The organism is Pseudovibrio sp. POLY-S9 (assembly GCF_001431305.1).
GTDB lineage: Bacteria > Pseudomonadota > Alphaproteobacteria > Rhizobiales > Stappiaceae > Pseudovibrio.
The window spans coordinates 1-2500 of record NZ_LCWX01000129.1; the positions used below are offsets into that span (position 1 = coordinate 1).

Below are 2500 nucleotides of genomic sequence, written 5' to 3' on the forward strand. Positions count from 1 at the left end.
TTGTTCTGATTGTTTTGTAGAGATTTAGTCGATGTGATTTATTCATGCCCGGCGGCGCCCTACTCTCCCGCGTCTTAAGACGAAGTACCATTGGCGCAGGGGCGTTTCACTTCCGAGTTCGGGATGGGATCGGGTGGGGGCGCCCCGCCATAGCCACCGGGCAGGAATAAGTCACACTGACTTGTGAACTGGTCTGAGATGCCACTCTTTTTAGAGTGTCAGGACACTTCTGCGAAGTGTCTGTTGTTGTTATCCAAGTTTTAGCTTTGTTTTGTTGGCTATCTCATATTTATGATTATAGCTTAATGGGAGTGATCAAGATCAATCGAACTATTAGTAAGGCTCAGCTTCGAGAGTTACCCCTCTTCCACATGCCTCCTATCAACGTGGTGGTCTTCCACGGCTCTCAAGGGATATCTAGTTTTGAGGTTGGTTTCCCGCTTAGATGCCTTCAGCGGTTATCCATTCCGAACATAGCTACCCTGCAATGCGGCTGGCGCCACAACAGGTCCACCAGAGGTTCGTCCATCCCGGTCCTCTCGTACTAGGGACAGATCCTCTCAAATTTCCTACACCCACGGCAGATAGGGACCGAACTGTCTCGCGACGTTCTGAACCCAGCTCACGTACCACTTTAATTGGCGAACAGCCAAACCCTTGGGACCTGCTCCAGCCCCAGGATGTGATGAGCCGACATCGAGGTGCCAAACAATGCCGTCGATATGGACTCTTGGGCATCATCAGCCTGTTATCCCCGGCGTACCTTTTATCCGTTGAGCGATGGCCCTTCCACGAGGGACCACCGGATCACTATGACCGACTTTCGTCTCTGCTCGACTTGTCAGTCTCGCAGTCAGGCAGGCTTATGCCATTGCACTCAACGAGCGATTTCCGACCGCTCTGAGCCTACCTTCGCGCGCCTCCGTTACCATTTGGGAGGCGACCGCCCCAGTCAAACTACCCGCCACACACGGTCCCGGGTATTGTAGTACCGCGGTTAGATATCCATGAGGACAAGGGTGGTATTTCAAGGATGACTCCACCAAAGCTGGCGCCTTGGTTTCAACGTCTACCACCTATCCTACACATGTCATCACGAATACCAGTGTGAAGCTGTAGTAAAGGTGCACGGGGTCTTTCCGTCTGACCGCAGGAACCCCGCATCTTCACGGGGAATTCAATTTCACTGAGTCTGTGCTGGAGACAGCGGGGAAGTCGTTACGCCATTCGTGCAGGTCGGAACTTACCCGACAAGGAATTTCGCTACCTTAGGACCGTTATAGTTACGGCCGCCGTTTACTGGGGCTTCAATTCGGTGCTTGCACACCTCCTCTTAACCTTCCAGCACCGGGCAGGCGTCAGACCCTATACGTCGCCTTGCGGCTTCGCAGAGCCCTGTGTTTTTGATAAACAGTCGCAACCCCCTATTCTGTGCCCCCAATACAAAGTTGCCTTCGTATTGGGCTCCCTTCTCGCGAACTTACGGGAGCAATTTGCCGAGTTCCTTCAGCACAGTTCTCTCAAGCGCCTTGGTATACTCTACCTGTCCACCTGTGTCGGTTTCGGGTACGGTCTTAGCGTGGGAGCTATTTCCAGGAACACCTTCACCGCATCTCCAATCCAATAAGGAGATACGATACACGGCATCCGTCACTACCCACTGGCCGGGGAATATTAACCCCGTTCCCATCGACTACGCCTTTCGGCCTCGCCTTAGGGGCCGGCTAACCCTGCGCCGATTAGCGTTGCGCAGGAACCCTTGGACTTTCGGCGAGAAGGTCTCTCACCCTCTTTATCGTTACTCATGTCAGCATTCGCACTTCTGATACTTCCAGCAGCCCTCACGGGTCCACCTTCATCAGCTTACAGAACGCTCCGCTACCGCTTGTCAAAGACAAGCCCGCAGTTTCGGTGTATGGCTTTAGCCCCGGTACATTTTCGGCGCGGAGACCCTTATTTAGACCAGTGAGCTGTTACGCTTTCTTTAAATGATGGCTGCTTCTAAGCCAACATCCTGGTTGTTTTGGGATCTCTACATCCTTTCCCACTTAGCCATAACTTAGGGACCTTAACTGGCGGTCAGGGTTGTTTCCCTCTCCACAATGGACGTTAGCACCCACTGTGTGTCTGCCCTGCAGTACTTCCTGGTATTCGGAGTTTGGTTAGGATCAGTAAGGCGGTGAGCCCCCATAGCCCATCCAGTGCTCTACCCCCAGGAGTATTCACAGGACGCTCTACCTAAATAGATTTCGCGGAGAACCAGCTATTTCCGAGTTTGATTGGCCTTTCACCCCTAGCCACAAGTCATCCCCGAATTTTTCAACATTCGTGGGTTCGGTCCTCCAGTGCATGTTACTGCACCTTCAACCTGCTCATGGCTAGATCACTCGGTTTCGGGTCTAATCCAACGAACTAAAACGCCCTATTCAGACTCGCTTTCGCTACGCCTACACCTATCGGCTTAAGCTTGCTCGTTAAATTAAGTCGCTGACCCATTATA

General features: G+C 52.5%; 2 rRNA genes (1 of these 2 cut by a window edge). Both read right to left on the reverse strand.

Going from position 1 to position 2500, the window contains the following annotated elements:
- Positions 1–46 precede the first annotated feature (46 nt).
- Positions 47–161, reverse strand: a 5S ribosomal RNA gene (rrf, locus tag PPL9_RS11115).
- Between the two features lie 150 nt (positions 162–311).
- Positions 312–2500, reverse strand: a 23S ribosomal RNA gene (locus PPL9_RS11120); it runs 542 nt beyond the window's last position.